This window comes from Streptomyces sp. NPDC021749 (genome assembly GCF_040640655.1).
GTDB lineage: Bacteria > Actinomycetota > Actinomycetes > Streptomycetales > Streptomycetaceae > Streptomyces.
Genome location: NZ_JBFACE010000040.1, coordinates 1 through 21,785, shown reverse-complemented (window position 1 = coordinate 21,785; position 21,785 = coordinate 1). Strand labels below are relative to the sequence as shown.

At 72.7% G+C, this 21,785-nt stretch carries 16 protein-coding genes, 1 tRNA gene and 1 other RNA gene; 4 read left to right on the top strand and 14 right to left on the bottom strand.

The window, feature by feature from the left end; all coding sequences use genetic code 11:
* Positions 1 to 71: 71 nt before the first annotated feature.
* The 3 genes from AB0G35_RS30080 to AB0G35_RS30070 all read right to left on the bottom strand — a co-directional run bounded on the left by AB0G35_RS30080 (position 72) and on the right by AB0G35_RS30070 (position 3,417).
* Positions 72 to 1,184 carry a cation diffusion facilitator family transporter gene (locus AB0G35_RS30080; protein ID WP_360956024.1) on the bottom strand — a complete coding sequence of 371 codons (1,113 nt, stop codon included), beginning with the start codon at positions 1,182 to 1,184 and terminating at the stop codon, positions 72 to 74.
* A gap of 152 nt (positions 1,185 to 1,336) precedes the next feature.
* Positions 1,337 to 2,290: an SURF1 family protein gene (locus AB0G35_RS30075; protein ID WP_360956022.1), complete on the bottom strand. Its 954-nt coding sequence runs from the start codon at positions 2,288 to 2,290 to the stop codon at positions 1,337 to 1,339.
* 278 nt (positions 2,291 to 2,568) lie between these two features.
* Positions 2,569 to 3,417 (bottom strand): hypothetical protein, encoded by an 849-nt coding sequence (locus AB0G35_RS30070; RefSeq protein WP_360956020.1) that lies wholly within the window; start codon positions 3,415 to 3,417, stop codon positions 2,569 to 2,571.
* Here AB0G35_RS30070 and AB0G35_RS30065 point away from each other — a divergent pair.
* The gene (locus AB0G35_RS30065; protein WP_360956018.1) at positions 3,409 to 3,702 is read left to right on the top strand and encodes a hypothetical protein; all 294 of its coding nucleotides are present in this window, start codon (positions 3,409 to 3,411) and stop codon (positions 3,700 to 3,702) included. The genes AB0G35_RS30070 and AB0G35_RS30065 overlap by 9 nt on opposite strands.
* A 929-nt stretch (positions 3,703 to 4,631) precedes the next feature.
* Here the strand turns inward: AB0G35_RS30065 and AB0G35_RS30060 are convergent.
* The 8 genes from AB0G35_RS30060 to ffs all read right to left on the bottom strand — a co-directional run bounded on the left by AB0G35_RS30060 (position 4,632) and on the right by ffs (position 13,133).
* Positions 4,632 to 5,207: a SigE family RNA polymerase sigma factor gene (locus tag AB0G35_RS30060; protein ID WP_360956016.1), complete on the bottom strand. Its 576-nt coding sequence runs from the start codon at positions 5,205 to 5,207 to the stop codon at positions 4,632 to 4,634.
* A 587-nt stretch (positions 5,208 to 5,794) separates the two neighbouring features.
* On the bottom strand, positions 5,795 to 6,931 hold the full coding sequence (locus AB0G35_RS30055; protein WP_360956014.1) for an aspartate-semialdehyde dehydrogenase: 1,137 nt from the start codon (positions 6,929 to 6,931) through the stop codon (positions 5,795 to 5,797).
* Entirely contained in the window at positions 6,928 to 8,199 is a 1,272-nt protein-coding gene (locus tag AB0G35_RS30050) for an aspartate kinase (RefSeq protein ID WP_030813352.1), read from the bottom strand. The genes AB0G35_RS30055 and AB0G35_RS30050 overlap by 4 nt, the downstream gene beginning before the upstream one ends.
* 318 nt (positions 8,200 to 8,517) lie before the next feature.
* Positions 8,518 to 9,195, bottom strand: coding sequence for a DUF5063 domain-containing protein (locus AB0G35_RS30045; RefSeq protein ID WP_360956011.1), 678 nt, complete (start codon positions 9,193 to 9,195; stop codon positions 8,518 to 8,520).
* Positions 9,188 to 9,787, bottom strand: a complete 600-nt coding sequence (gene recR / locus AB0G35_RS30040) for a recombination mediator RecR (protein WP_006604196.1) — start codon at positions 9,785 to 9,787, stop codon at positions 9,188 to 9,190. The genes AB0G35_RS30045 and recR overlap by 8 nt, the downstream gene beginning before the upstream one ends.
* A 75-nt stretch (positions 9,788 to 9,862) precedes the next feature.
* A complete protein-coding gene (locus AB0G35_RS30035; RefSeq protein ID WP_360956009.1) occupies positions 9,863 to 10,213 on the bottom strand; it encodes a YbaB/EbfC family nucleoid-associated protein in 351 nt (116 codons plus the stop codon).
* A 229-nt stretch (positions 10,214 to 10,442) separates the two neighbouring features.
* The gene (locus AB0G35_RS30030; protein WP_360956007.1) at positions 10,443 to 12,989 is read right to left on the bottom strand and encodes a DNA polymerase III subunit gamma and tau; all 2,547 of its coding nucleotides are present in this window, start codon (positions 12,987 to 12,989) and stop codon (positions 10,443 to 10,445) included.
* 45 nt (positions 12,990 to 13,034) lie between these two features.
* Positions 13,035 to 13,133: signal recognition particle sRNA small type (gene ffs / locus AB0G35_RS30025), an RNA gene on the bottom strand.
* Between the two features lie 132 nt (positions 13,134 to 13,265).
* Here ffs and AB0G35_RS30020 point away from each other — a divergent pair.
* Positions 13,266 to 13,350, top strand: a tRNA-Ser gene (locus tag AB0G35_RS30020).
* A gap of 377 nt (positions 13,351 to 13,727) precedes the next feature.
* Here AB0G35_RS30020 and AB0G35_RS30015 read toward each other — a convergent pair.
* The 3 genes from AB0G35_RS30015 to AB0G35_RS30005 all read right to left on the bottom strand — a co-directional run bounded on the left by AB0G35_RS30015 (position 13,728) and on the right by AB0G35_RS30005 (position 19,461).
* Entirely contained in the window at positions 13,728 to 15,851 is a 2,124-nt protein-coding gene (locus AB0G35_RS30015; RefSeq protein WP_360956005.1) for a transglycosylase domain-containing protein, read from the bottom strand.
* Positions 15,852 to 16,168: 317 nt separating this feature from the next.
* Entirely contained in the window at positions 16,169 to 18,586 is a 2,418-nt protein-coding gene (locus AB0G35_RS30010) for a glycosyltransferase (RefSeq protein ID WP_360956003.1), read from the bottom strand.
* 14 nt (positions 18,587 to 18,600) lie between these two features.
* Positions 18,601 to 19,461, bottom strand: a complete 861-nt coding sequence (locus AB0G35_RS30005) for a hypothetical protein (RefSeq protein ID WP_360956001.1) — start codon at positions 19,459 to 19,461, stop codon at positions 18,601 to 18,603.
* Between the two features lie 622 nt (positions 19,462 to 20,083).
* Between AB0G35_RS30005 and AB0G35_RS30000 the strand changes: the two genes are divergently transcribed.
* Positions 20,084 to 20,716 carry an RNA polymerase sigma factor gene (locus AB0G35_RS30000; RefSeq protein ID WP_360955999.1) on the top strand — a complete coding sequence of 211 codons (633 nt, stop codon included), beginning with the start codon at positions 20,084 to 20,086 and terminating at the stop codon, positions 20,714 to 20,716.
* Between the two features lie 86 nt (positions 20,717 to 20,802).
* The gene (locus tag AB0G35_RS29995; RefSeq protein ID WP_360955997.1) at positions 20,803 to 21,621 is read left to right on the top strand and encodes a hypothetical protein; all 819 of its coding nucleotides are present in this window, start codon (positions 20,803 to 20,805) and stop codon (positions 21,619 to 21,621) included.
* Positions 21,622 to 21,785: the final 164 nt, after the last annotated feature.

The window sequence follows — 21,785 nt, the reverse complement described above, 5'->3', positions numbered from 1 at the left end:
CCCGGAGAGAGCACGGTTCTCGCGGAGAACCCTGCGAGACGGGTCCGCAACGCGAGTCCCTGCGGCCCCTCTCAGGCCGCCGTGTGATGGGCGAGGGCGGCGTGCGGGTCGGTGATCCCGGTGCCCTGGGTCGTGTGATCGGTGTGGACGGTCGCGGCGGTGAGCCGGGGGACGGCGTGGATCAGCGCGTGCTCGGCGGCGACGGCGAGCGCGTGGGCCTGCACCACGGTCAGCTCGGCGTCGACGACGATGTCTGCCTCGGCACGCAGCGTGTGACCGATCCAGCGCATACGGACCTGGCCCACGCCACGGACCCCGGCCACCGTGCGCAGGGCGTTCTCCGCGGTGTCGAGGAGCTCGGGATCGACGGAGTCCATCAGCCGCCGGTAGACCTCACGGGCCGCGTCGCGCAGGACCACGAGGATGGCGGCCGTGATCAGCAGACCGATCAGCGGGTCGGCAAGGCGCCAGCCGAGAGCTGCGCCTCCGGCACCGAGGAGAACGGCGAGGGAGGTGAAACCGTCGGTGCGGGCGTGCAGCCCGTCGGCGACCAGGGCCGCGGAACCGATCCTGCGGCCGGTACGGATGCGGTAGCGGGCCACCCACTCGTTGCCGAGGAACCCGACGACGGCGGCCACGGCCACCGCGCCCAGGTGGGTCACGTCGCGGGGGTGCAGCAAGCGCTCAATGGCCTCGTAAGCGGCCAGGAGGGAGGAGGCGGCGATGGTGAGAACGATGGCGATACCGGCGAGGTCCTCGGCGCGGCCGTAGCCGTAGGTGTAGCGGCGGTTCGCCGCCCGCCGGCCGAGCACGAAGGCAATGCCGAGGGGCACGGCGGTCAGGGCGTCCGCGGCGTTGTGGAGGGTGTCGCCGAGCAGCGCGACCGAGCCCGACAGCACGACGATGACCGCCTGGACCAGACCGGTCAGCCCGAGGATCCCGAGCGAGAGCCACAGCGTGCGCATGCCCTCGCGGGAGGTCTCCATCGCGGCGTCGACCTTGTCCGCGGCCGCGTGGCTGTGCGGGGTGAGGACATGACCGATCCGGTGCCGCACTCGCCCCCAGCCCCCGGACGGGGACGGCAGCCCGGTGTGCGGGTGACTGGGGCCGTGGTCGTGGCCGTGGTGGCCGCTGTGCGGGTGGGTGTGGTCAGGGCGCTGCGACGGGGTGCGGTTGCCTGCCATAGGGCTACCGTGGCACACCGATTCCCTTGCGGCTACAACGGCCATACACCCTCTGACCAGGTGCAATGGCGTTGCAGATACCGGTTGGAGGCGGGGAGGGGTGGGGTGGGGGCGGGGGGGCGGCCCCCCGGGGGAGCTAAACGCCGAGCCCCTCAGCCCCGCCCCACCCCCGCACCCTCGCCCCGTTCCTGCCCCGCCGACACATCCGCAGCCTCGACCGGCACGGCCGCTGCCTCGGCCGACATATCCGGAGCCCCGGCCGTCGCCTCACCCGACACGCCCTGCGCCTCGGCCGACCCGGCCGCCGTCTCGCCCGTCTCCGTGAGGAGGCCCAGGGCTGCGTCCTTCGCGGCCTCGGCTTCGCGACGGAAGAGACGGAACCACATGAAGAGTACGAAGCCGGCGAAGACGAACCATTCGCCGGTGTAACCGAGGTTCTGGAAGGCCTTGAGGTCCAGACCGCTGCCCTCGGCGGCGGCCGGGGGGACGGGGTGCAGCGGGGCCTGCGGGTCGGTGAGGGTGATCCAGGCGTCGTAGACGTCGTACGGCACGATGTTGACCAGCGACGCCGCGCTGATCATGCCGAGCTGACCGCGCGGCAGCCCGCCGCCCGCCTGCACGCCGTCGGTGCCCTGGTTCTCGGAGGCCTGCAGCGCGCCGGTGACCGTCACCTCACCCTTGGGCGGTGCCGGCACCTTCGCCGTATCGGCCTTCGTATCAGCGTCACCGGGCAGCCAGCCGCGTACGACCGGGAGTGCCTTGCCGTGGTCCGTGCGCAGGAGGGTGAGGACGTAGAAGCCCTGCCGCTCGCCGTGTTTGCCCTTCAGCGTGCGACCCGGTACGAGCAGTTGGTGCTCGGTGTCGTAGTGCCCGCGGGCGCTGGCCTGGCGACCGGAGGTGACCTTGTCGACGGGCAGCAGGCCGTCCAGGGGCCGGGCGGCCGCGGCCTTCGCCTGGGCGGAGCGGTCCTCCTGCTGCTGGTGGGTGTCGACGCGTTCCTCGAAGCGGCTCAGCTGCCAGCTGCCCATGAAGATGCAGAAGGGAATCGCCAGTACGGCGAAGACGTTGATCCCCCACCACCGCGGGGTCAGCAGGAACCGGTACACCCCATCAACGGTACGGGGCCCGTACGGCGGGGCCTCACCGCCCCCTCACCGCCCCTCGACGGGCGGGAGTACTGACCGCGGGAGTACGGGTCGCGGAGTACCGACCGCGGGAGTACGGGCCCGGGAGCACGGGCCCCGGGAGCACCGACCGCGGGAGTACGGGCCGCGGCTCATCGCAGGCCCGTGGAGCCCACGGCCCCAGCCCTAGGCCCAGCCCCAGCGCCCGCCCCACAGCCCAGCGCTTCCGCACCTACACGTACGCCTACACCCACGCCCACCTACTGGGCCGCCACCGCCTCCGTGCGGTAGACCGTTCCGGCGCAGGCGTCGGCGATCTTGGCGTCGGTTGCGGCGGGCTCGCCGGCCTCCGGCGTGTGGCTGAGAACGATCCCTCCGGACACGGCACCACCGCTGTCGCCGCCGGAACTGTCGTCGCCACCCGCCTGGCCGCCGCTGTCAGTTCCCGTCGTCGCCCCCGCGTCCGGGGACTGCCCCGGGTCCTTGGAGGGGTCGGGAGTCGGCGAGGGCCCCGGATTGGCGCACCCGGTGGGGCCGCCGCCGGCCTGCGGGATCCAGGCGAACTTCACCTCGTACGCCTCGCCCGGCTTCAGAACCAGCTGGTCAGGGGTGATGGCCGGATCGGGCAGACCGGTGGCCTCGTCACCCGAGGTGTGGTCGACCACGTGGATGTGATCGGGATTCGTGGAGCCCTGCGCGGAAGCCACCACGACGGTTCCGCCGCCCTGGACGGAACAGGGGGTGGCGGACGTGTTGACCACGCGGAACGCGCCGTAGACGCGGCCCTCGGCGTCCGCCGGGCCGACCGTGCTCGTTCCCTGACCGAGCTGTTCGCGCCCGCAGACGGGCGAGGTGACGTCCATGGTCTCGTCCGGGGCGGGTGTTCCCACGCCCGGGCCGTGGCCGGCGCCGTTCTTCTCGTTCGTCTTGCCCTTGCCCGCGGGGTGTCCGCCGCCCGGCTTGGCGCCGTCCTTGCCGGTCGGGCGCGGCCCGGCCTCCTCGGTGCCCTCGCCGTGCGTCCCCCCTCCGGTGTCGTGGGCGCGCTGGCTGCTCGCGGCGTTGGCGGGCCGGTCGGGGGAGCCGTCGGCGAGGTTCGCGACGTGGAGCATGGCGGGGATCGACATGCCGCCGAGCAGGAGTGTGGCTGCCGCGCCGACGACCGCGTGCCGACGGCGCTGGCGGCGGGCCGGTACGGCGCGGCGCAGGTGTTCCAGGGCGTCCGGGGACGGTTCGAGGCCGCCGACGCTGGACTGCAGGAGGCGCCTCAGCTCGTCCTCGTCGCCGAAGCCGCCACCGAACCCACCGCCGGTGGGACGGCTACGGCCGTGGTCGTCACCGTCACCGTCGTCACCACTGCCCCCGGAGGCAGGACCGGCCGGGACAGGGCCGGCTGAGACAGGACCGGCAGAGACCAGACCGGCAGAGACAGACCGCGCGGAGGCAGGACCCGCGGAGGCAGGACCCGGCTCCGTGGCGTCGGAGCCGCCGAATGCTCCGCCGTTATGGGCATCGTTGTCGCGGTCGCTCCCACGGGAGCGCATCCCGTCGGGTTCGTCCCCAGAGGAGCACGTCTCACCGGCCTCAGCACCCCGGGCCCGCGTCTCGCGATCACTCACCCCCCGGTCGTACTCATGACTCACGCGGGTCCCACGGCCCTCGCGGGTCCCACGGCGCTCGGAGGTTCCACGACTCTCGCGGGTTTCAACACTCTCGCCGGCTTCACGGCCCCCGCGGGTTTCACCGCTCTCGCAGGCCTCGCCACTCTCACGGCTCGCGCAGCTCGCACGACCCTCAAGGCCCTCGCGGCCCTCACGACCCTCATGGCCCTCGCGGCCCTCACGGTCCTCGTGGCACCCCCGGCCCTCGTGGCCGGGGTAGCCGCCGTGACCGCGAGCCTGCCCACGCCCCTGACCGCCGTCGTGTGCCTCGCGTAGGAGGTAGAGCCCCTGCGGCCCATGGCCCGATGCGCCGCGCATGCGGTACGCGGTCTCGTCCACACCGGCACGCCCCGCAGCCCAGCCCGGAACCGCGCGCCGCCCGGGCACGCCACGCCCCCCGAAGCCCGACGGGCCCACCGGACCAGCCGGCCCTGTAGCGCCACCGAGCCCACCATCAGGACCAGCCGAACCGACCGACCCGACCGAACCAGTCGAACCCAGCGCCCCAACCGGCCCGACCGAACCAATCGACCCCAACGACCCAGCCGGCCCAACAGAACCAACCGAACCCACAGAACCAACCGAACCAACCGAACCCAACGACCCAGCCGCGCCCCCCGAAGACCCCGCGCCCCACGGCCCGTACCGGCCGAACCTGTTGCCACTCATGCCGGAGCCTCCATCGCGACGCGGAGCGCCGCGATGCCCCGCGACCCGTACGCCTTGACCGAGCCGAGCGATATGCCCAGCGTCTGGGCCACCTGCGCCTCGGTCATATCGGCGAAATAGCGCAGCACCAGCACCTCGCGCTGGCGCCGCTGCAGCCCGCGCATCGCCTTGATCAGCTGGTCCCGTTCCAGCAGGTCGTACGCGCCCTCCTCCGCGCTGGCCATGTCGGGCATCGGCTTGGAGAGCAGCTTGAGGCCGAGGATGCGGCGGCGCAGTGCGGAGCGCGAGAGGTTGACGACCGTCTGCCGGAGATAGGCGAGGGTCTTCTCCGGCTCGCGCACCCGGCCGCGAGCGGAGTGCACCCGGATGAAGGCTTCCTGTACGACGTCCTCGCAGGAGGCGGTGTCGTCGAGGAGCAGCGCGGCGAGACCGAGCAGGGAGCGGTAGTGCGCGCGGTAGGTCTCGGTGAGGTGGTCGACTGTGGTGCCCACGGCCATCGCGTCGTCAGTGTCCCCACGCTGAGAAGGAATCTGCGCGGGACGCGTGGTGGGCCAGGGGGCGATCACTGGCATGCCCCCGACTGCACGGGGCCGCTGCGGACGCACTGCCGCGCCTGCCGTGCCCGCCGGGGCGATGGTGAAACCGAGTACCTCTGCCACGCTTGTTGGACACGCTTCCCCCCATAAGGGTTGTACGCGCAAGGCACCGCTTTTGACGATGCATCAAATGCCCTCATGCGTACCAGCTCTTCCCGAATGCCCCATATTTTCCGATGCGTTCGCCCCGACATCCGAGGGCTCACGCGTGCAGACCCGCAGGCGCCCCGGGCCGCCCCTCCCCGGGGATGGCCACAGAGACGCTCCCCGCCGAACTGCCGGTTGCAGTGTGGCGGGGAGCGAATGGTCGAACAGATCGTCAGCCCAGATCAAGAGGCACGGACCAGCGATTCGCTCACAGGATCTTCACACGTCCCTCAAAGTATCCCCCAGGCGGCCGACCCACCACGGCCAATCCCGCCAACTCACGCCTCACAGAAACGGGCAACAACCCCTACCGGCCCGAGCCCCAACCCACCGGCCCCAAGCCCTCACGCAAAGGCACAGGAGCTCCTATCTCCCCTGCCCCCTCCTGCCTACCCCCACACGGCCCCCAAGGGCCCCTACCCCCGGGCCCCCCGCAGCTCCCCCGCGACCAACTCCCCGATCTGGGCCGTGTTCAGGGCCGCGCCCTTGCGGAGGTTGTCGCCGCACACGAACAGCTCCAGCGCCCGCGGATCGTCCAGCGAGCGCCGTACGCGTCCGACCCAGGTGGGGTCCGTGCCGACGACGTCGGACGGGGTGGGGTACTCGTCGTCCTCGGGGGCGTCGCACAGCACGACGCCGGGGGCCGCGGCCAGGATCTCGTGGGCGCCGGCGACCGTGACCTCGTTCTCGAAACGGGCGTGGACGGTCAGCGAGTGGGTCGTGAGCACCGGCACCCGCACGCAGGTCGCGGCGACCGGCAGGTCCGGCAGGCCGAGGACCTTGCGGGACTCGTGACGGACGTCGAGCTCCTCCGAGGACCAGCCGTCCTCCTGGAGCGTGCCGGTCCAGGGCACCACGTTGAGCGCGAGCGGCGCCGGGAACGGCCCCAGGGTGTCGCCGACGGCCCGCCGTACGTCACCGGGCGTGGCTCCCAGGTCCGTACCGGCCACCGCGGACAGCTGGGCCCGCAGCGTCTCGGTGCCGGCCCGTCCGGCTGCGGAGGCGGCGTGGTACGAGGAGACGATCAGCTCGCTCAGGCCGTACTCGGCGTGCAGCGCACCGAGCGCGACGATCATCGCGAGGGTGGTGCAGCCGGGGCCGGCGAGAATGCCGCGCGGGCGCACCCGGGCCGTGTGCGCGTTGATCTCGGGGACGACCAGCGGCACGTCCGGGTCCCGCCGGAACGCCCGCGAGGAGTCGATCACCACCGCGCCCTTGGCCACCGCGACCGGCGCCCACTGCGCGGCGACCTCGTCCGGGACGTCGAACATCGCGACGTCGATCCCGTCGAAGGCCTCTTCGCTGAGCGCGACGACCTCGACCTCGGCGCCCCGTACGGTCAGTTTGCGGCCGGCCGAGCGCGGAGACGCGATCAGCCGGATCTCGCCCCAGACGTCGGCCCTCTCGGACAGGATGCCGAGCAGGACCGAGCCGACGGCACCGGTGGCACCGACGACGGCGAGATCCGGCTTGCGGGCCGGCTCACGGGCCGTGCGGGCGTCCGCCCCCGCCGTGTCAGCGAGGGACGGACGGCCCGCTTCGGCCGGAATCATCGACCGGTGCCGCCATAGACCACGGCCTCGTCGCTCTCCGAGTCGAGCCCGAAGGCGGTGTGCACGGCGCGCACGGCCTCGTTGACGTCATCGGCGCGGGTGACGACCGAGATGCGGATCTCGGAGGTCGAGATGAGCTCGATGTTCACGTCGGCGTTCGACAGTGCCTCGAAGAACGTCGCGGTGACGCCCGGGTTGGTCTTCATGCCCGCGCCGACCAGCGAGATCTTGGCGATCTGGTCGTCGTAGCGCAGCGAGTCGAAACCGACCGCGGCCCGGGTCTTCTCCAGGGCGGCCACGGCCTTGCGGCCCTCGGCCTTGGGGAGGGTGAAGGAGATGTCGGTCAGACCGGTCGAGGCGGCGGACACGTTCTGCACGACCATGTCGATGTTGACCTCGGAGTCCGCGATCGCACGGAAGATGCGCGCGGCCTCGCCCGGCTTGTCCGGGACTCCGACGACCGTGACCTTCGCCTCGGAGGTGTCGTGCGCGACGCCCGAGATGATTGCCTGCTCCATCGGCTGGTCCCCTTGCGGTTCGTTGCTGACCCACGTGCCCTGCAGCCCGGAGAAGGACGAGCGGACGTGGATCGGGATGTTGTAACGGCGTGCGTACTCGACGCACCGGTGCAGCAGCACCTTGGAGCCGGAGCTGGCGAGCTCCAGCATGTCCTCGAAGGAGATCCAGTCGATCTTCCGGGCCTTCTTGACGACCCGCGGGTCGGCGGTGAAGACGCCGTCCACATCGGTGTAGATCTCACAGACGTCGGCGTTCAGCGCGGCGGCCAGCGCCACCGCGGTGGTGTCCGAGCCACCGCGCCCCAGCGTGGTGATGTCCTTCTTGTCCTGGGACACGCCCTGGAAGCCGGCGACGATGGCGATGTTGCCCTCGTCGATGGAGGCCTGGATACGGCCCGGGGTGACATCGATGATCCGCGCCTTGTTGTGCACGGAGTCGGTGATGACACCGGCCTGGCTACCGGTGAAGGACTGCGCCTCGTGACCGAGGTTTTTGATCGCCATCGCCAGCAGGGCCATGGAGATCCGCTCTCCGGCGGTCAGCAGCATGTCGAACTCGCGCCCCGACGGGATCGGGGACACTTCCTGCGCGAGATCGATCAGCTCGTCCGTCGTGTCGCCCATCGCCGAAACCACCACGACAACCTGGTTGCCGTTCTTCTTGGCCTCGACGATTCGCTTGGCAACGCGCTTGATGCCCTCGGCATCCGCAACGGATGAGCCGCCGTACTTCTGCACGACAAGGCCCACGTGCGCTCCTCGCAACTGTCTCTTCGGGAGTTTCCTCCCGGACCCCCGGACATGGGGGTACTGCGGTCGGCTCAGTCTAACGAGCAAGCGGAGTCCGCCCTGCCGTTATCACATGGTGAGACGGTTCCGTGAGAGGACCGTACGTGCCGCACGCCCGAAAGACGTCCGGCCCACCGCGTGATCAATGTCCCGCCGGTCGGTTCCGCGTGGCGCACCGTCGCGCCCGCTCGGCGAGCACCTGCCCGCTACGGGCCGGTACACACGGAAAGGTAACCCAGGTCACAGCCGCCGGCCCGGCGGTCCGGTCTCCCGCGGCTCTCAGGTACCGCGAAGCTCCCGCAGCCCCAGCGGTCCGGCGATCTCCGCCGCCATGACCTTCCCGGCCTCTTCCGCGAGCCGCTCCTCGTCACCGTCGCCGTTGACACCGCTGTCGGTGTCCAGCCCGTCCAGCTCGTCCAGCGGCTGGTCCAGGCGTACGTGGGCGACCAGGGACTGCAGCGCCCGCAGGGCGGCCGAGGCGGTCGGGCCCCAGTTGGTCAGGTAGGAGAACTGCCACCACCACAGCGCCTCGACGATCCGCCCGGCGCGGTAGTGCGCCAGCCCGTGCCGCAGGTCGGTGATGATGTCCGCCAGGTCGTCCGAGATCCGGCAGGCCACCGGCTCGCTGCGCGGTACGTACGGGTCGAAGACCTCGGAGTACACGTCCACCGGGTCGAGCAGGTCGGCGAACCGCTCCCGCAGCTCGTCCACGTCCGGCTCCGGCCCGGTGTCCGGTTCGTAGCGCTCCTCGGGAACGATGTCCTCGTGCGCGCCCAGCCGGCCGCCGGCGAGCAGCAGCTGGGAGATCTCCAGGAGGAGGAACGGCACCGCGCTGTCCGGCTCGTCACCCTTGGCGACCTCCGTGACCGCGACGATGAAGCTCTCGATCGAGTCGGAGATCGAAACGGCGAAGTCGTCCGGGTTCTGTCGCGCGTCGTGCAGCGTGGCATCAGACATCGAGAAGTCTCCTCCCTTCGAAGGCCCGCCCGAGCGTGACCTCGTCGGCATACTCCAGATCGCCTCCGACCGGCAGACCGCTCGCCAGTCGCGTCACCCTCAAACCCATGGGTTTGATCATGCGGGCCAGATACGTGGCCGTGGCCTCGCCCTCCAGATTCGGGTCGGTGGCCAGGATCAGCTCCGTGACGGTGCCGTCCGCGAGCCTGGCCAGCAGTTCCCTGATCCGCAGGTCGTCGGGGCCGACGCCCTCGATGGGGCTGATCGCGCCACCGAGGACGTGGTAGCGGCCTCGGAACTCCCGGGTCCGCTCGATCGCCACGACGTCCTTGGGCTCCTCCACGACACAGATGACCGCCGGATCACGCCGCGGGTCCAGGCAGACCCGGCACTGCTCCTCCTGCGCCACATTGCCGCAGACGCTGCAGAACCGGACCTTCGCCTTGACCTCCATCAGCGCGTTCGCGAGCCGGCGGACATCGGTCGGCTCGGCCTGAAGGATGTGGAAGGCGATCCGCTGCGCGCTCTTGGGACCGACGCCGGGCAGCCTGCCCAGCTCGTCGATCAGGTCCTGGACCACGCCTTCATACACGGAACGTCTTCTCTCTCTTCTGCCGTGCTGCGTACGCTAGTTGGCTACTCCTCAGAAAGGGAGACCGGGGACGCCTCAGAACGTGAGGCCGGGGATGTCGCCGCCACCCAGACCCTGGGCGAGCGGACCGAGCTTCTGCTGCTGGAGCTGCTGGGCCTTGGCGTTGGCATCGCGGACCGCCGCCAGCACGAGGTCGGCGATCGTCTCGGCCGTCTCCTCCGCGGAGTCGGTGTCGACCGCCTTGGGGTCGATGACCAGGCCCTTGAGCTCACCGGAGCCGGTCACCGTCGCCTTGACCAGGCCGCCGCCCGAGGAACCCTCCACGGGCGTCTCCGCCAGCTCCTGCTGGGCGGCCGCAAGGTCCTGCTGCATCTTCTGGGCCTGCTGGAGCAGCTGCTGCATATTGGGCTGACCACCGGGGATCACGACGTGACTCCTGCCATACGACAACGATTGTGCGGTAGCCCGAGCCTACGTGTTCCGCCGCCCCGGCGCCCTACGCCGCAGGAAGGAGCACAGGTGTACGTCCGGTGTACGCCCGCCGCCCCGGCCACGCACCGTCACCGCCCCCTACGCACCGCTCCCCAAGTCCTTTCTCCGGCCCATGTTCCAGCCCCTTTTCCAGGCCCCCTTTTCCGGCCCACGCGTCGCCGGGCTACTCGTTGTTGAACTCCTCGATCACCGTCGCGCCCAGCTCGCGGACGATGAGGTCGTGCCCGCTGAGCGCGGAGTCGACGAGGTCGGGGTCGTCCTCGGCCGGCATGTCGTACTCGATCGACATCGGCGGGGGCTCGGGCGGGGTGTACGAGGGCTCCGCGGCGGGCGCGCGCGAGGCGCCGCCCGCGGACGCGGACGGGGCCACGGCCTCGCGCGCCATCCGGGCACCCTGACCGCCGGCGCCCCCACCGGCACCGCCGCCGGGCCCACCGGCCGCCCCGCCGCCGCCCTGGCCGTACGACCCGCCGGACGCCGAAGGCGCCGCCGGACCGCCCTGCGCGGACGGTGCCTGGGGTGCGGACGGCTGCGCCGGCGCCCCGCCGAAGCCGCCGCCCCCACTACGGGGCGCGCCACCGGCCGGCGGATTGGCGCCGCCGGACGGGTCGACGATCGCCTCGACCCGCCACTGGACCTGGAACCGCTCGGCCAGGACGTCCTTCAGCACGTCCTCACTGCCGCCGTTGGCGAAGCTGTCGCGGGCGCCGGCATTGGGGAAGCCGATCTGCAGGGTCGTGCCGTCGAAGCCGGAGACCTGGGCGTTCTGGCTCAGCAGGATCCAGGTGAAGCGCCGGCGGTCCTTCACCGCCTCCAGGATGTCCGGCCACATCTGCCGCACCTGGGCGGCACCCTGCGCCGCCCCCGGAGCCGGTCCCGCGGCCTGCGGTCCGGGCCCGGACGCTCCACCGGGCGCACCGGCGGCCGGGCCGCTCGCGGCCGGCGGCCCCGCGGGCGCCCTGCCGGCCTGCGCCGCCGGCACCTGGCCACCGCCCTGCCCCGGCGCCACGGCCGTGGGCCAGCCACCGGGCTGCCGCACCGCACCGCCGCCACCGGCCGCACCGCCGTCGGCCGCGCCACTGCCGTTCGCCGGGCCACTGCCGTTCGCCGGGCCTCCGGCGGCGGCACCACCCGGGGCGGCGCCACCAGGACCGGCGCCGGCACCCGTGCCCGCACCGCCCCGGCCCGCCCCTCCGGGCCATGCCCCGGGCCGCGCCGGGCCGCCCTCACGACCACCTTCCGGCCCACCGGCCTGCGGGGCCGCGCCCTCGCCGCCCTGGGCGCCACCCGCAGCCGGGGCGGGCGCCGACGGCGCGCCGCTGGGAGCGGCGGCCGCCCCCGCACCCCGTACGGCGGCACGCGCAGCAGCCGGCCCCGACGGGCCGCCGGGCGCCGGCATCGGCGGATGCGCCTCCGGACCCGGTACGTATCCGGCCGCGGGCCCGCCACCGGCCGCCACGACAGGCCCCGGCCCGGCCCCCAGGCCCGCCCCGGGGCCGCCGGGCACGCCACCGGGGCCGCCCGCACCCGCTCCGCCCAGCAGCGCCGCGCCCGCGCCGCGCTCCAGACGGTCCAGCCGCGCCTGCACCGACCGCTCGTCGTCGTACGCCGCGGGCAGCAGCACCCGGGCACAGATCAGCTCCAGCTGGAGCCGCGGCGAGGTCGCGCCCCGCATCTCCGTCAGCCCCGTGTTGACCAGGTCGGCGGCCCGGCTCAGCTCCGCCGCCCCGAACACCGAGGCCTGCGCCGTCATCCGCTCCACGACGTCCGCGGGGGCGTCGATCAGCCCCTTCTCCCCCGCATCCGGCACCGCGGCCAGAATCACCAGGTCCCGCAACCGCTCCAGCAGGTCCGCCACGAACCGGCGCGGATCGTTCCCGCCCTCGATGACCCGGTCCACGACCTCGAACGCCGCCGCCCCGTCCCCCGCGGCGAACGCCTCCACGATGGAGTCCAGCAGCGAGCCGTCGGTGTACCCGAGCAGGGCCGTGGCCATGGCATATGTCACACCGTCGGCGCCCGCCCCGGCGAGCAGCTGGTCCATCACCGACATCGAGTCACGCACGGACCCGGCACCGGCCCGTACGACCAGCGGCAGCACCCCGTCCTCGACCGGGATGTCCTCCTGCCCGCACACCTGCCCCAGGTACTCGCGCAGCGTCCCGGGCGGGACCAGCCGGAACGGATAGTGATGGGTCCGCGACCGGATCGTCCCGATGACCTTCTCGGGCTCGGTCGTCGCGAAGATGAACTTCAGATGCTCCGGCGGCTCCTCGACGACCTTCAGCAGCGCGTTGAAGCCCGCCGACGTGACCATGTGGGCCTCGTCGATGATGTAGATCTTGTACCGGCTGCTGGCCGGCCCGAAGAACGCCTTCTCCCGCAGCTCACGCGCGTCGTCGACACCACCGTGGGAGGCCGCGTCGATCTCGATCACATCGATCGAGCCCCGCCCGTTCCTGGCCAGGTCCACACACGACTGGCACGTCCCGCACGGCGTCGGAGTGGGACCTTCCTCACAGTTCAGGCACCGGGCCAGGATCCGCGCACTGGTCGTCTTGCCGCAGCCGCGCGGACCGCTGAACAGATACGCGTGGTTGACGCGGTTGTTCCGCAGCGCCTGCTGCAGCGGATCGGTCACGTGCTCTTGCCCGATGACCTCGGCGAAGGTCTCGGGGCGGTAGCGGCGGTACAGCGCAAGGGACGACACGCTTACGACGATATCGGGCCCCACCGACAATCGACCGGCCCCGCAAACGCAAGCGCCCCCCACGCACCCGCCAGAGCCGACCTACCCTTGCTGCCTTCCGGCCCTGGGGGAGTTCAGTCAGATAGCGCCACGTGAGGGGCTGGCCCCCACCCTAGCGGATTCCACCCCCAACCCACGAACCCGTCCCCCACCCCGACCCCGCTTCCGCCCCTCCCCCGACCCCCTCCCCCGGATCATGTTCGCGAGCACTCCCCAACGTCTTGTATTGTTTGCGGCGGAGGATTCGCCTAGTGGCCTAGGGCGCACGCTTGGAAAGCGTGTTGGGGGCAACCCCTCACGAGTTCGAATCTCGTATCCTCCGCACTCGCCCATCAGGGCAGATGAGGGCCCCGACCGGTTCGCCGGTCGGGGCCTTCGTCGTTCTCCGTCTCGGTTTCCGTCTCAGCCGTCCCGGGCGACGCCCCGACGGCCCCGGGAGACGTCCAGAGCGCGTCGCCGATCTGCTGCGCGGCCTTCCACAGGCGTCAGTGAAGCCGCCCGTCCCGCACGCCCGCGGCCGGAGCGGTCGGAGCGGTCGGAGGCGCGGTCCGCTCGGTGGGCGTGATCAGCGTCCGGCGCGGCCGCTGTACCGGCGGCCGGGCAAGGCTGGTGCCGCCGGTCGGCTGCGCCAGGTCATGACGGGGTCGACGCGGCGGCCGGGCGGTGACGGGGGGCCGGGTCGGTGCTGTTTGCTTGCGGTCAGCGGCATTTGTGGTGGCGGCACTTGGGGCTGGTTGTCGGGGCGATCGGCGTGGGGGCGGGGGTGGGGGCCTTCTTCTTGCCGGGTCTGCCGGGCCTGTCGGTCTTTCCGTCCTTCTTGGCGGGGGTGGCGGACGGGGAGGGGGTGGGGGCGCCCGGCTCGTCGGTGCCGTGGCCGAGGGGGGCGGCGGTGGGGAAGGGGGTGACGGGGAGGCCGGCGAGGGCGTCACTCATGTACCGGGTCCAGATTTCGGTGGGGATGTCGCCGCCGAACACCTTCTGCAGGCCGCCGACGCCCACCAGGGACTGCAGCTGGGGATGGGCCGCGTCCTCGCGGAAGAGGACCACGGAGGTGGCCAGTTGGGGGGTGTAGCCGACGAACCAGGCCGAACGGTAGTCGTCGGTGGTGCCGGTCTTGCCCGCGGCCGGCCTGCCGAGGGCCCTGGCCTTGGTGCCGGTGCCCCGGGCGATGACGCCCCGGAGGACGTCGGTCACGTTGTCGGCGACGGCCGGCGGCAGCGCCCGTACCCGGGCGGGGGCGGTGAAGCCGGGGAGTGCGGAGCCGTTGTGGGTCACCTTGGTCACCGAGTAGGGGGTGGCCCGCATACCGGAGGCGGCGAAGGTCGAGTAGGCGCCCGCCATGCGAATGGCGCTCGGTGTCGAGGTACCGATGTAGAAGCCGGCGCTGGGGGCGGCGAGGCTGCTGCGGCGCAGGCCGAGGGCTTGCGCCGTCCTCGCCACGTTCCGGTAGCCGACGTCCTCTCCCAGTTGCACGTACGGCGTGTTGACCGACTGCTCCATCGCCTTGCGCAGCGAGATCCAGCCCCAGCGCCGGCGGGTGTCGTTGTGCTGGTGCAGGAGGCCGGTGGGGTCCTTGTCGTCGGTGACGTAGGCGCCCTGCCGGTCCTTGATCCGGATGCCGTCGTCACCGTTGAACTTGCTGGCCGGGGTGATCGGCGCCGGGGGCTTGCCGGGTTGCAGTACGGCTCGGTGCTGGAGCGCGGCGGCCAGGACGAAGGGTTTGAACGTCGAGCCCACCGGGACGCCGGAGGTGTCGGCGTTGTCCGAGTAGTGGGCGTGGGCGTAGCCGGGACCGCCGTAGACGGCGAGGATCGCGCCGGTCTTGGGGTCGACCGAGGCGGCTCCGACCTGGACGTCCCGGTCGACCGGCCGGTGGGCGGGGTCGAGGCGTTGCGCGCGGACCCTGGCGACGGCCCGGGCCAGTCCTGCGGTCCGTTTCCGGTCGAACGTGGTGTGTATCTGGTAGCCGCCCCTGCTCAGGCTGCTGTCGGTGATGCCCGGGTCGTGTGCCTGCGCGTACGACCGGGCGAGCTGGACCAGGTAGCCGGTCTGGCCCGGGAGACCCGAACCGAGGGTCCACTTCCTGGGTGTCGGGAATCCCGCGGCCGCGTACCGCGCCCGCTGCCCGGGTGTCAGCTTGCCGATCTTCACCATCCGGTCGAGCACCCAGGACCAGCGGGCCTTCGCCTTCGCCCTGGCCGTGGGGTCGGAGTCCGCGTGCTGGAAGAGGCTCGGCTCGTTGACCGCCGCGGCGAGGAAGGCTCCCTGGCTCGCGTCGAGCTTCTGCACCGGAAGGCCGTAGTACGTGCGGGCCGCGGCCTGGATGCCGTTGGCCTGCCGGCCGAAGAAGCAGGTGTTCAGATACCCCTGGAGGATCTGCTGCTTGCTCATGGCGGCGCCGATCTTGGTGGAGATCAGCAGTTCCCTGAGCTTCCGCGAGACCGTCTGCGACTGGTCCAGGTAGGTGTTCTTGACGAACTGCTGCGTGATCGTCGACCCGGACTGCACGGTGCCGCCCTCGGCCATGTGGACGACGGCACGGAGGATGCCTTGCGGGTCGATGCCCGGGTCGGTGTAGAAGGAGGCGTTCTCCGCGGCGATGAAGTCCCACCGCACGTCGGCGGGGACCTGCGAGATCCGGATGTTCTGCCGGTTGACGCTGCCGTCGGTCCCCAGGACCGTGCCGTCCGACCAGTAGTAGACGTTGTTCTGCCGCAGTGCCGTGGGGTTGGGGTCGGGGATGGTGACCGTGGCGTAGGCATAGCCGACGGCCGCTGCCGTGGCGCCGAAGAAGAACAGGAAGAGCGCGAGCAGTTGACGCATCGACGGCAGCCAGCGGCGCGGGCCCGTCCTGCCCCGGTGCGGGTAGTCGATCCACCGTCTCCACCGTCTCTTCCCCGGCGCCGCTTTCCGGGCACGGCGTGACGTGGCCGGTCCGGGGGGCCGGTGCGGGGCGGGGCGGTCACCCGTGGTGCGGACACGCTCGGCAGGCGTGCCGCCGTTGGACCGCTGCGGCGGTCGGCGCCGGTGTCCGCTCATGGCTCGGATCACTGTCCTCTCAGTACGACTCAGCACGACTCGGTACGGCTCGGTACGGCTCGGTACGGCTCGGCACACTTGCGATGTCTCGTGCGGGGCGGCTACCGGACGCCGTTGGGGGGTGGGGACTGCGGAAGGCCGTCGTGGCGTGCCGGCCGGCGGTGGGGGCCGTACGGTTCCGGCTGGTGCCAGGGGCCGTACGGTTCCGGATGTTGGAAGGGGTCGTACGGCTGCGGCTCGGGGAAGGCCTCCGGCGGCGCCGGCCGGGGGCCGGGACCGTACGGCGCCTGCTGCGGCGAGCCGTCGTGCGGGGCCGGGTGCGGAGAGCCGGGACCCCGCGGAGGCAGGTCATGGCCGGGCGCCTGCGTGCCCGCCGGGACCTGGAGGCTGCCGTACCGCTCCATGCGCTGCCACCTCAGGCGGGAACCCGAAACGGCGGTGAAGACGGACTGGATCACCACCAGGTACATCAGCTGCCGGTAGACGAACTGCTGCAGCGGCAGGCTCCACAGCGGACCGGGCCGTTCCCCGTCCAGGCGGAACGCGTATCCGCCCATCAGGAGTTGCAGCAGCAGGAAGGCCAGCCAGAGTCCGACGATCCGGACCGGGTCGAGGAAGAGCAGCCCGTAGAGGGCGAAGATGTCCACGACGGGGGCGAGCAGCGGCAGCAGGACCTGGAAGAGGAGGAGGTAGACCAGGCCGCGGCGGCCCAGCTTGCCGGCCGGGCCGCCCTGCACCAGCGCGCCGCGGTGCTTCCACATCGCCTGCAGGGTGCCGTAGCACCAGCGGTACCGCTGCCGCCACAGGGCGTTCAGTGACGCGGGCGCCTCCGTCCAGGCCACCGCGCCCTCCTCGTAGACCACCCGCCAGCCGGCACGGCACAGCGCCATGGTGAGGTCGGTGTCCTCGGCGAGGGTGACGTCGCTGACGCCACCGAGGGCGAGCAGTGCCCGGCGGCGGAACGCGCCGACCGCCCCCGGGACGGTCGGCATGCACTCGGCGAGGTCGAACAGGCGGCGGTCGAGGTTGAAGCCGACCACGTACTCGATGTGCTGCCAACGGCCCAGCAGGCCACCGCGGTTGACGACCTTGGCGTTGCCCGAGACGGCGCCCACCCGGGGGTCGGCGAAGGGCTGCACGAGCGTGCGGACCGTGTCGGGTTCGAAGACCGTGTCGCCGTCGACCATGACCACCAGCTCGCACGAGGCGGCGGCGAGCCCCGTGTTGAGCGCGGCGGGCTTGCCCGCGTTCTGCTGCCGGATCACCCGTACCCCCGGCAGGTGGAGCGACTCCACCAGGTCGGCGGTGCCGTCGGTGGAACCGTCGTCCACCACGATGATCTCCACCGGATGGTCCGAGGCGAGCAGTGAGCGCACGGCCGCCTCGATCCCGGCGCTCTCGTTGTACGCGGGGACGATGACGCTGACCGGTTCGGTCACCGCAGGCCCCCAGGACCTGCCCCTGCGCCCGCTGCGCAGCCGCCGGTGCCGACGGGCCGCGATCAGCACGACCGCCGCGCGCAGCACGCTGATCGCCCCGGCCGCGTACATCAGCACGCCCAGCAGCCACACCACCCGGTCGCCGGCCCGCAGCACCTTGATGAGGGCCAGTCCCTGCAGGTGGTCGCCGAGCCCGGCGCTTCGGACCGGACCGGCCATACCGACCGAGGCGCCGACCGTCGCGAACCGGAAGCCGTGCGCCTTGAGCCGTGGGACCAGCGCGCCCAGCGCGGCGACGGTCTGGGCCCGGTCGCCGCCGCCGTCGTGCATCAGCACGATCTGCCCGGTGTGACCGTGCGGTGTGGCACGGGCGAGGATGCGGCCGGTACCGGGGCGCTGCCAGTCCCCCGCGTCCTGTGTGGAGAGCGCCGTGACATAGCCCGCGGTGTCCGCCTGCCGGAGGACGGACCAGTCGGCGTCGTCCAGCGCGTCGTTCTTCGAGGAGTACGGCGGCCTGAGCAGCGCGGTGGTGACCCCCGCGGCGCCGGCCACCGCCAGCTGCGTCTCCCGCAGCTCCAGGGAACGCTGCCAGGGGGCCAGGCGGGCCAGGTCGGGGTGGGTGAAGGTGTGGATACCGATCTGGTGGCCCGCGGCGACGATCCGGCGGACCAGCTCCGGGTGGGCCACGACCTGGGTTCCGACGACGAAGAACGTCGCGTGCACATGGTTGCGGCGCAGCACGTCCAGGATGCGCGGCGTCCAGACCGGGTCGGGACCGTCGTCGAAGGTGAGGGCGATGGTGCGGTCCTTGAGCCGGGCGGTGTGCGCGGAGGTGGCGGCGTCCGCGATCACGGGGCCGCCGTGGGCCACCTGGCGGGGGACCGCCTCGCTCCGGCCGCGGGCACCGGCCACGGCGTCCGAGGTGATCCCGAACATGTGGTGGGTGTACCCCTGCAGCAGGAGGGCCGTCGACAGGGTCACCGTGAGCACGCTGAGCAGGAGCCAGTGGGTGCGCGGGGTGATCTGGCGGGGGCGGCCGTGGCGGCGGGCAGGGGCGTTGCGGTGGCGGCGGTCGGTCACGTCAGGGCCTTGGATCACTTCACGGGCTTGTGGGACGAGCCGCGGGCACGCCCCTTGGGGGCGGGGGTGGCGGGCGAGGTGGGGGCGGCGGTCGTGGTGGGCGCAGCCGTGGGCCGGGACGGGGCCGCAGGGCCGGCGGAGGCGGTCGGCCGGTCGGTGGGGCCGGGGGCCTTCCGCGCCGCGGCGCCGGAGGTGTTCCGCGCCGCGGTGGGGCTCGCGCTCCGCGCCGGGTCTCCGGTGCCCGACGAGGGGTCGGGTGCGGTCGCCGTGGGCGTGGCGGAGTGCGGGGAGTCCGCGTGCGGGACGAACGGGGAGCTGATGCTGGGGCCGCCCAGCATCGTGCTGAGCAGCACGGCGACATAGCCGCCGGCGGGGATCACCAGCAGCCGGGCGGCGCGGAGCACGCGGCGCTGGCGCCGCCCCGAGGAGTCGACGAAGACGGGCCGCGCCGACTCGCTCCCGGGCGTGTCGGCTTCCGGCACGGGGTGATCGGGTGCGTCGAACACCGGGAGCGGCGCTGTGTCCGATACCGGGACCTGCTCCATGCCGAACACCGGGAGCGGCGCCGTGTCGAACAGCGCGGGCTGCGTCTGGTCGAACTCCGGGGGCTGCGCCGTGAGGACGTCACCGTGCGGGGAGTCCCATGCCGTCGCGGTCTGCCCCGCCGGGTGCGTCTGCGCGGGCGGTACTCCGTTCCAGGCCGGCGGGGCCGGGGCGGTGGGAACGCCCGTGCCCCCTCCTCCGTACTCGCGGCCATGGGCGTACTGGTGGCCATGGGCGTACTCGTGGCCCTCGGCGTACTCGTGGCCGTAGGCGGACTCGTGGCCGTAGGCATGGGTGTAGCCGACGCCGCCGTACGGATCCTCGCCGTACACCGCTCCGCTTCCGTCTGTCCACCGCACGAGTCGTGTCCCCTGTCCTGGCCGACCGACGCGGTCGCCCGCATGGAGAGAGCGAACTCGGCCCGAAGTGTTACACCCGGCCCGCACGGACCGGATGAAGTCTCCGGAACGGTGCGATCCGGACAGGCTGCGAGCAGAGGGGCCGATACCCGCCTCCGGCCGGCTCCCGCTCCACCACCGCGTCGCCCCCCGCGGCCTCGCCGCCGGTCCGGTGCCTGGGGGCGGCCGGGAGCCCGTGCAGTGGGCGGGCTCCCGGCCGCCCGTCCCTCTCCGGGCCGCTCGCAGGGGGGAGTAGCAGCGGCCCGGAGAGGGATCCGACGGTGCCGGCATCCGGCAGGTGGTCGCCTTCGGCCTGCGCGGTACCGACCCCGGTACTCACCTAGCGCACGGCCGGCGCGAAACGTCACCCGGCCGGGGCGGCACCGGTCGCGCACCGCCGCTGGCGCACCGATGGACCGCGGCGACGGCGTGAAGGACCACTGGACGATGTGACACTTTTGTGAGGGCGGACGCTGTCCCTCATGGGCCGTCGTTGCGTCCGGAGCGCGGCGGACGACGCGGGCCCGCCATGAACCCGGTGCGAACGAGGACAGTCTTGGGCCAGGTAAGGCAATCCCGGCGCGCAAAGACGTACGACGGGGAATTGGGTGCCGCGGTCACGCGGGCCCAGGACGGCGACGAGGCCGCTTTCGCGGTGGCCTACCGGCTCGTACAACCGGGCCTGCTCGGCTATCTGCACGGGCTGGTCGGCGAGGACGCGGAGGACGTGGCCTCCGACGCCTGGCTGGAGATAGCCCGCGACCTCGGACGTTTCAAGGGGGACGGCGCCGGGTTCCGCGGCTGGACCGCGGCCATCGCCCGCCACCGGGCACTGGACCATCTGCGCCGCCAGCGCGTGCGGCCCCGGGCCGGCGGGACCGAACAGGACGTGCTGAACCTGCCCGGACCGCACGACACCCATGAGCAGGCCCTGGAGTCCCTCTCCACCGAGCAGGCCCTGGAACTGGTCCGCGGGCTGCCGCGGGACCAGGCCGAGGCGGTGCTCCTGCGGGTCGTCGTGGGTCTGGACGGTCCCGCCGCCGCCCGCGTCCTCGGCAAGCGCCCGGGAGCGGTGCGCACGGCCGCCCACCGGGGCCTGAAACGTCTCGCCCGACAGCTGGGCGTCGGCGGCGAGACGGACGGGAGTGTGACGGATGAGCCGCCCCGAACGCTGGGGAAGTCGGAATGAACGACGAGGGCGACCATGGACGGCCAGAAGGCGTCGGGCCCGACACCCCGTTGAATCGAAACGGTCGGACAGGAACGGAAGCGGACATGGGTGAACGGCTGAGCGGCGACGGAGCTCCGGTCCGTCGCCGGCATGGGCACCCTGACGCCGGCGCGTCCGGCCCGTCGGACGCGCCGGACCCCACCACGCTGGAAACGGTGCTGGGCGCCGCCCTCCGCACCGACCGCCTCGACCCCGAGGCCGAGCAGCGCGCCCTGGCCGCCTTCCGGGCCGCCGCCCACGGCGCGGGCGCGCACCGGGCCCGCACCCGGCGCCGGGACGACTGGCGGCCGCGCGAGGAGCGAAGAGTCCGGCGACCGGCGCGGATGACGTTCGGCGTGGTGTTCGCCAGCCTCACGCTGGGCGGTGTCGCGGTCGCGGCCGTCGGTTCGGTCGGCTCGCCCGCCGACGGTGCCGGTGGCGGCCGGGGGGCCGTGCACCCCTCCGCGGTCGCGCCGGACCGGCCGGGCGGTACGGCCTCGCCGTCGTCCTCCGGCCGCCCCGGCCCCGCGGACCGCCCCTCCCCCGCCCGGGACACCGAGGCCCGCTGCCGCGCCTACCAACAGGTGCAAGGGCGCGGGAAAGCACTCGACGCGAAGGCCTGGCAGCGGCTCGTCGCGGCCGCCGGCGGCAAGGACGAGGTCGCCGCGTACTGCTCCGAGCAGCTGGCGCGGGCGACGGCCGCGCCGAGCGGGCCGGCCGGCCCGGGCAGACCCGGCAGGGGCGCCGCGACGACCGGCAACGGCGCAGCGGGAAACACCGGCGCCCCCGGCAACGGCACGCCCGACGCCAACCCCGGCGCCACGCGCAACACGACCGGCAACGGCCAGGCGGGCGAGGGAAACGGCGGCGGAAAGCACCACTAGCCCCAAGGCCGTGAAGTTACGGCTCGGGCGGGGTTGTCCAGGGCCTTTGAGCTGTGGATTCGCCTGACGTGAGGAGCGGAGCCCCGGTAGAACTGGCAGTCGACCAAGACAAGCCGTTCACAAAGACCGGAGGCTCCGCTGTCCGAACAGTCTGCCATCACTCG

Excerpts from the sequence above, each read along its gene's own strand:
- AB0G35_RS30060 (WP_360956016.1), bottom strand. The coding sequence starts at position 5,207 with ATGCCAGTGATCGCCCCCTGGCCCACCACGCGTCCCGCGCAGATTCCT.
- AB0G35_RS30070 (WP_360956020.1), bottom strand. The coding sequence starts at position 3,417 with ATGCTCCACGTCGCGAACCTCGCCGACGGCTCCCCCGACCGGCCCGCC.
- AB0G35_RS30045 (WP_360956011.1), bottom strand. The coding sequence starts at position 9,195 with ATGTCTGATGCCACGCTGCACGACGCGCGACAGAACCCGGACGACTTC.
- AB0G35_RS30055 (WP_360956014.1), bottom strand. The coding sequence starts at position 6,931 with ATGATTCCGGCCGAAGCGGGCCGTCCGTCCCTCGCTGACACGGCGGGG.
- AB0G35_RS30015 (WP_360956005.1), bottom strand. The coding sequence starts at position 15,851 with ATGCGTCAACTGCTCGCGCTCTTCCTGTTCTTCTTCGGCGCCACGGCA.
- AB0G35_RS29995 (WP_360955997.1), top strand. The coding sequence starts at position 20,803 with ATGGGTGAACGGCTGAGCGGCGACGGAGCTCCGGTCCGTCGCCGGCAT.
- AB0G35_RS30080 (WP_360956024.1), bottom strand. The coding sequence starts at position 1,184 with ATGGCAGGCAACCGCACCCCGTCGCAGCGCCCTGACCACACCCACCCG.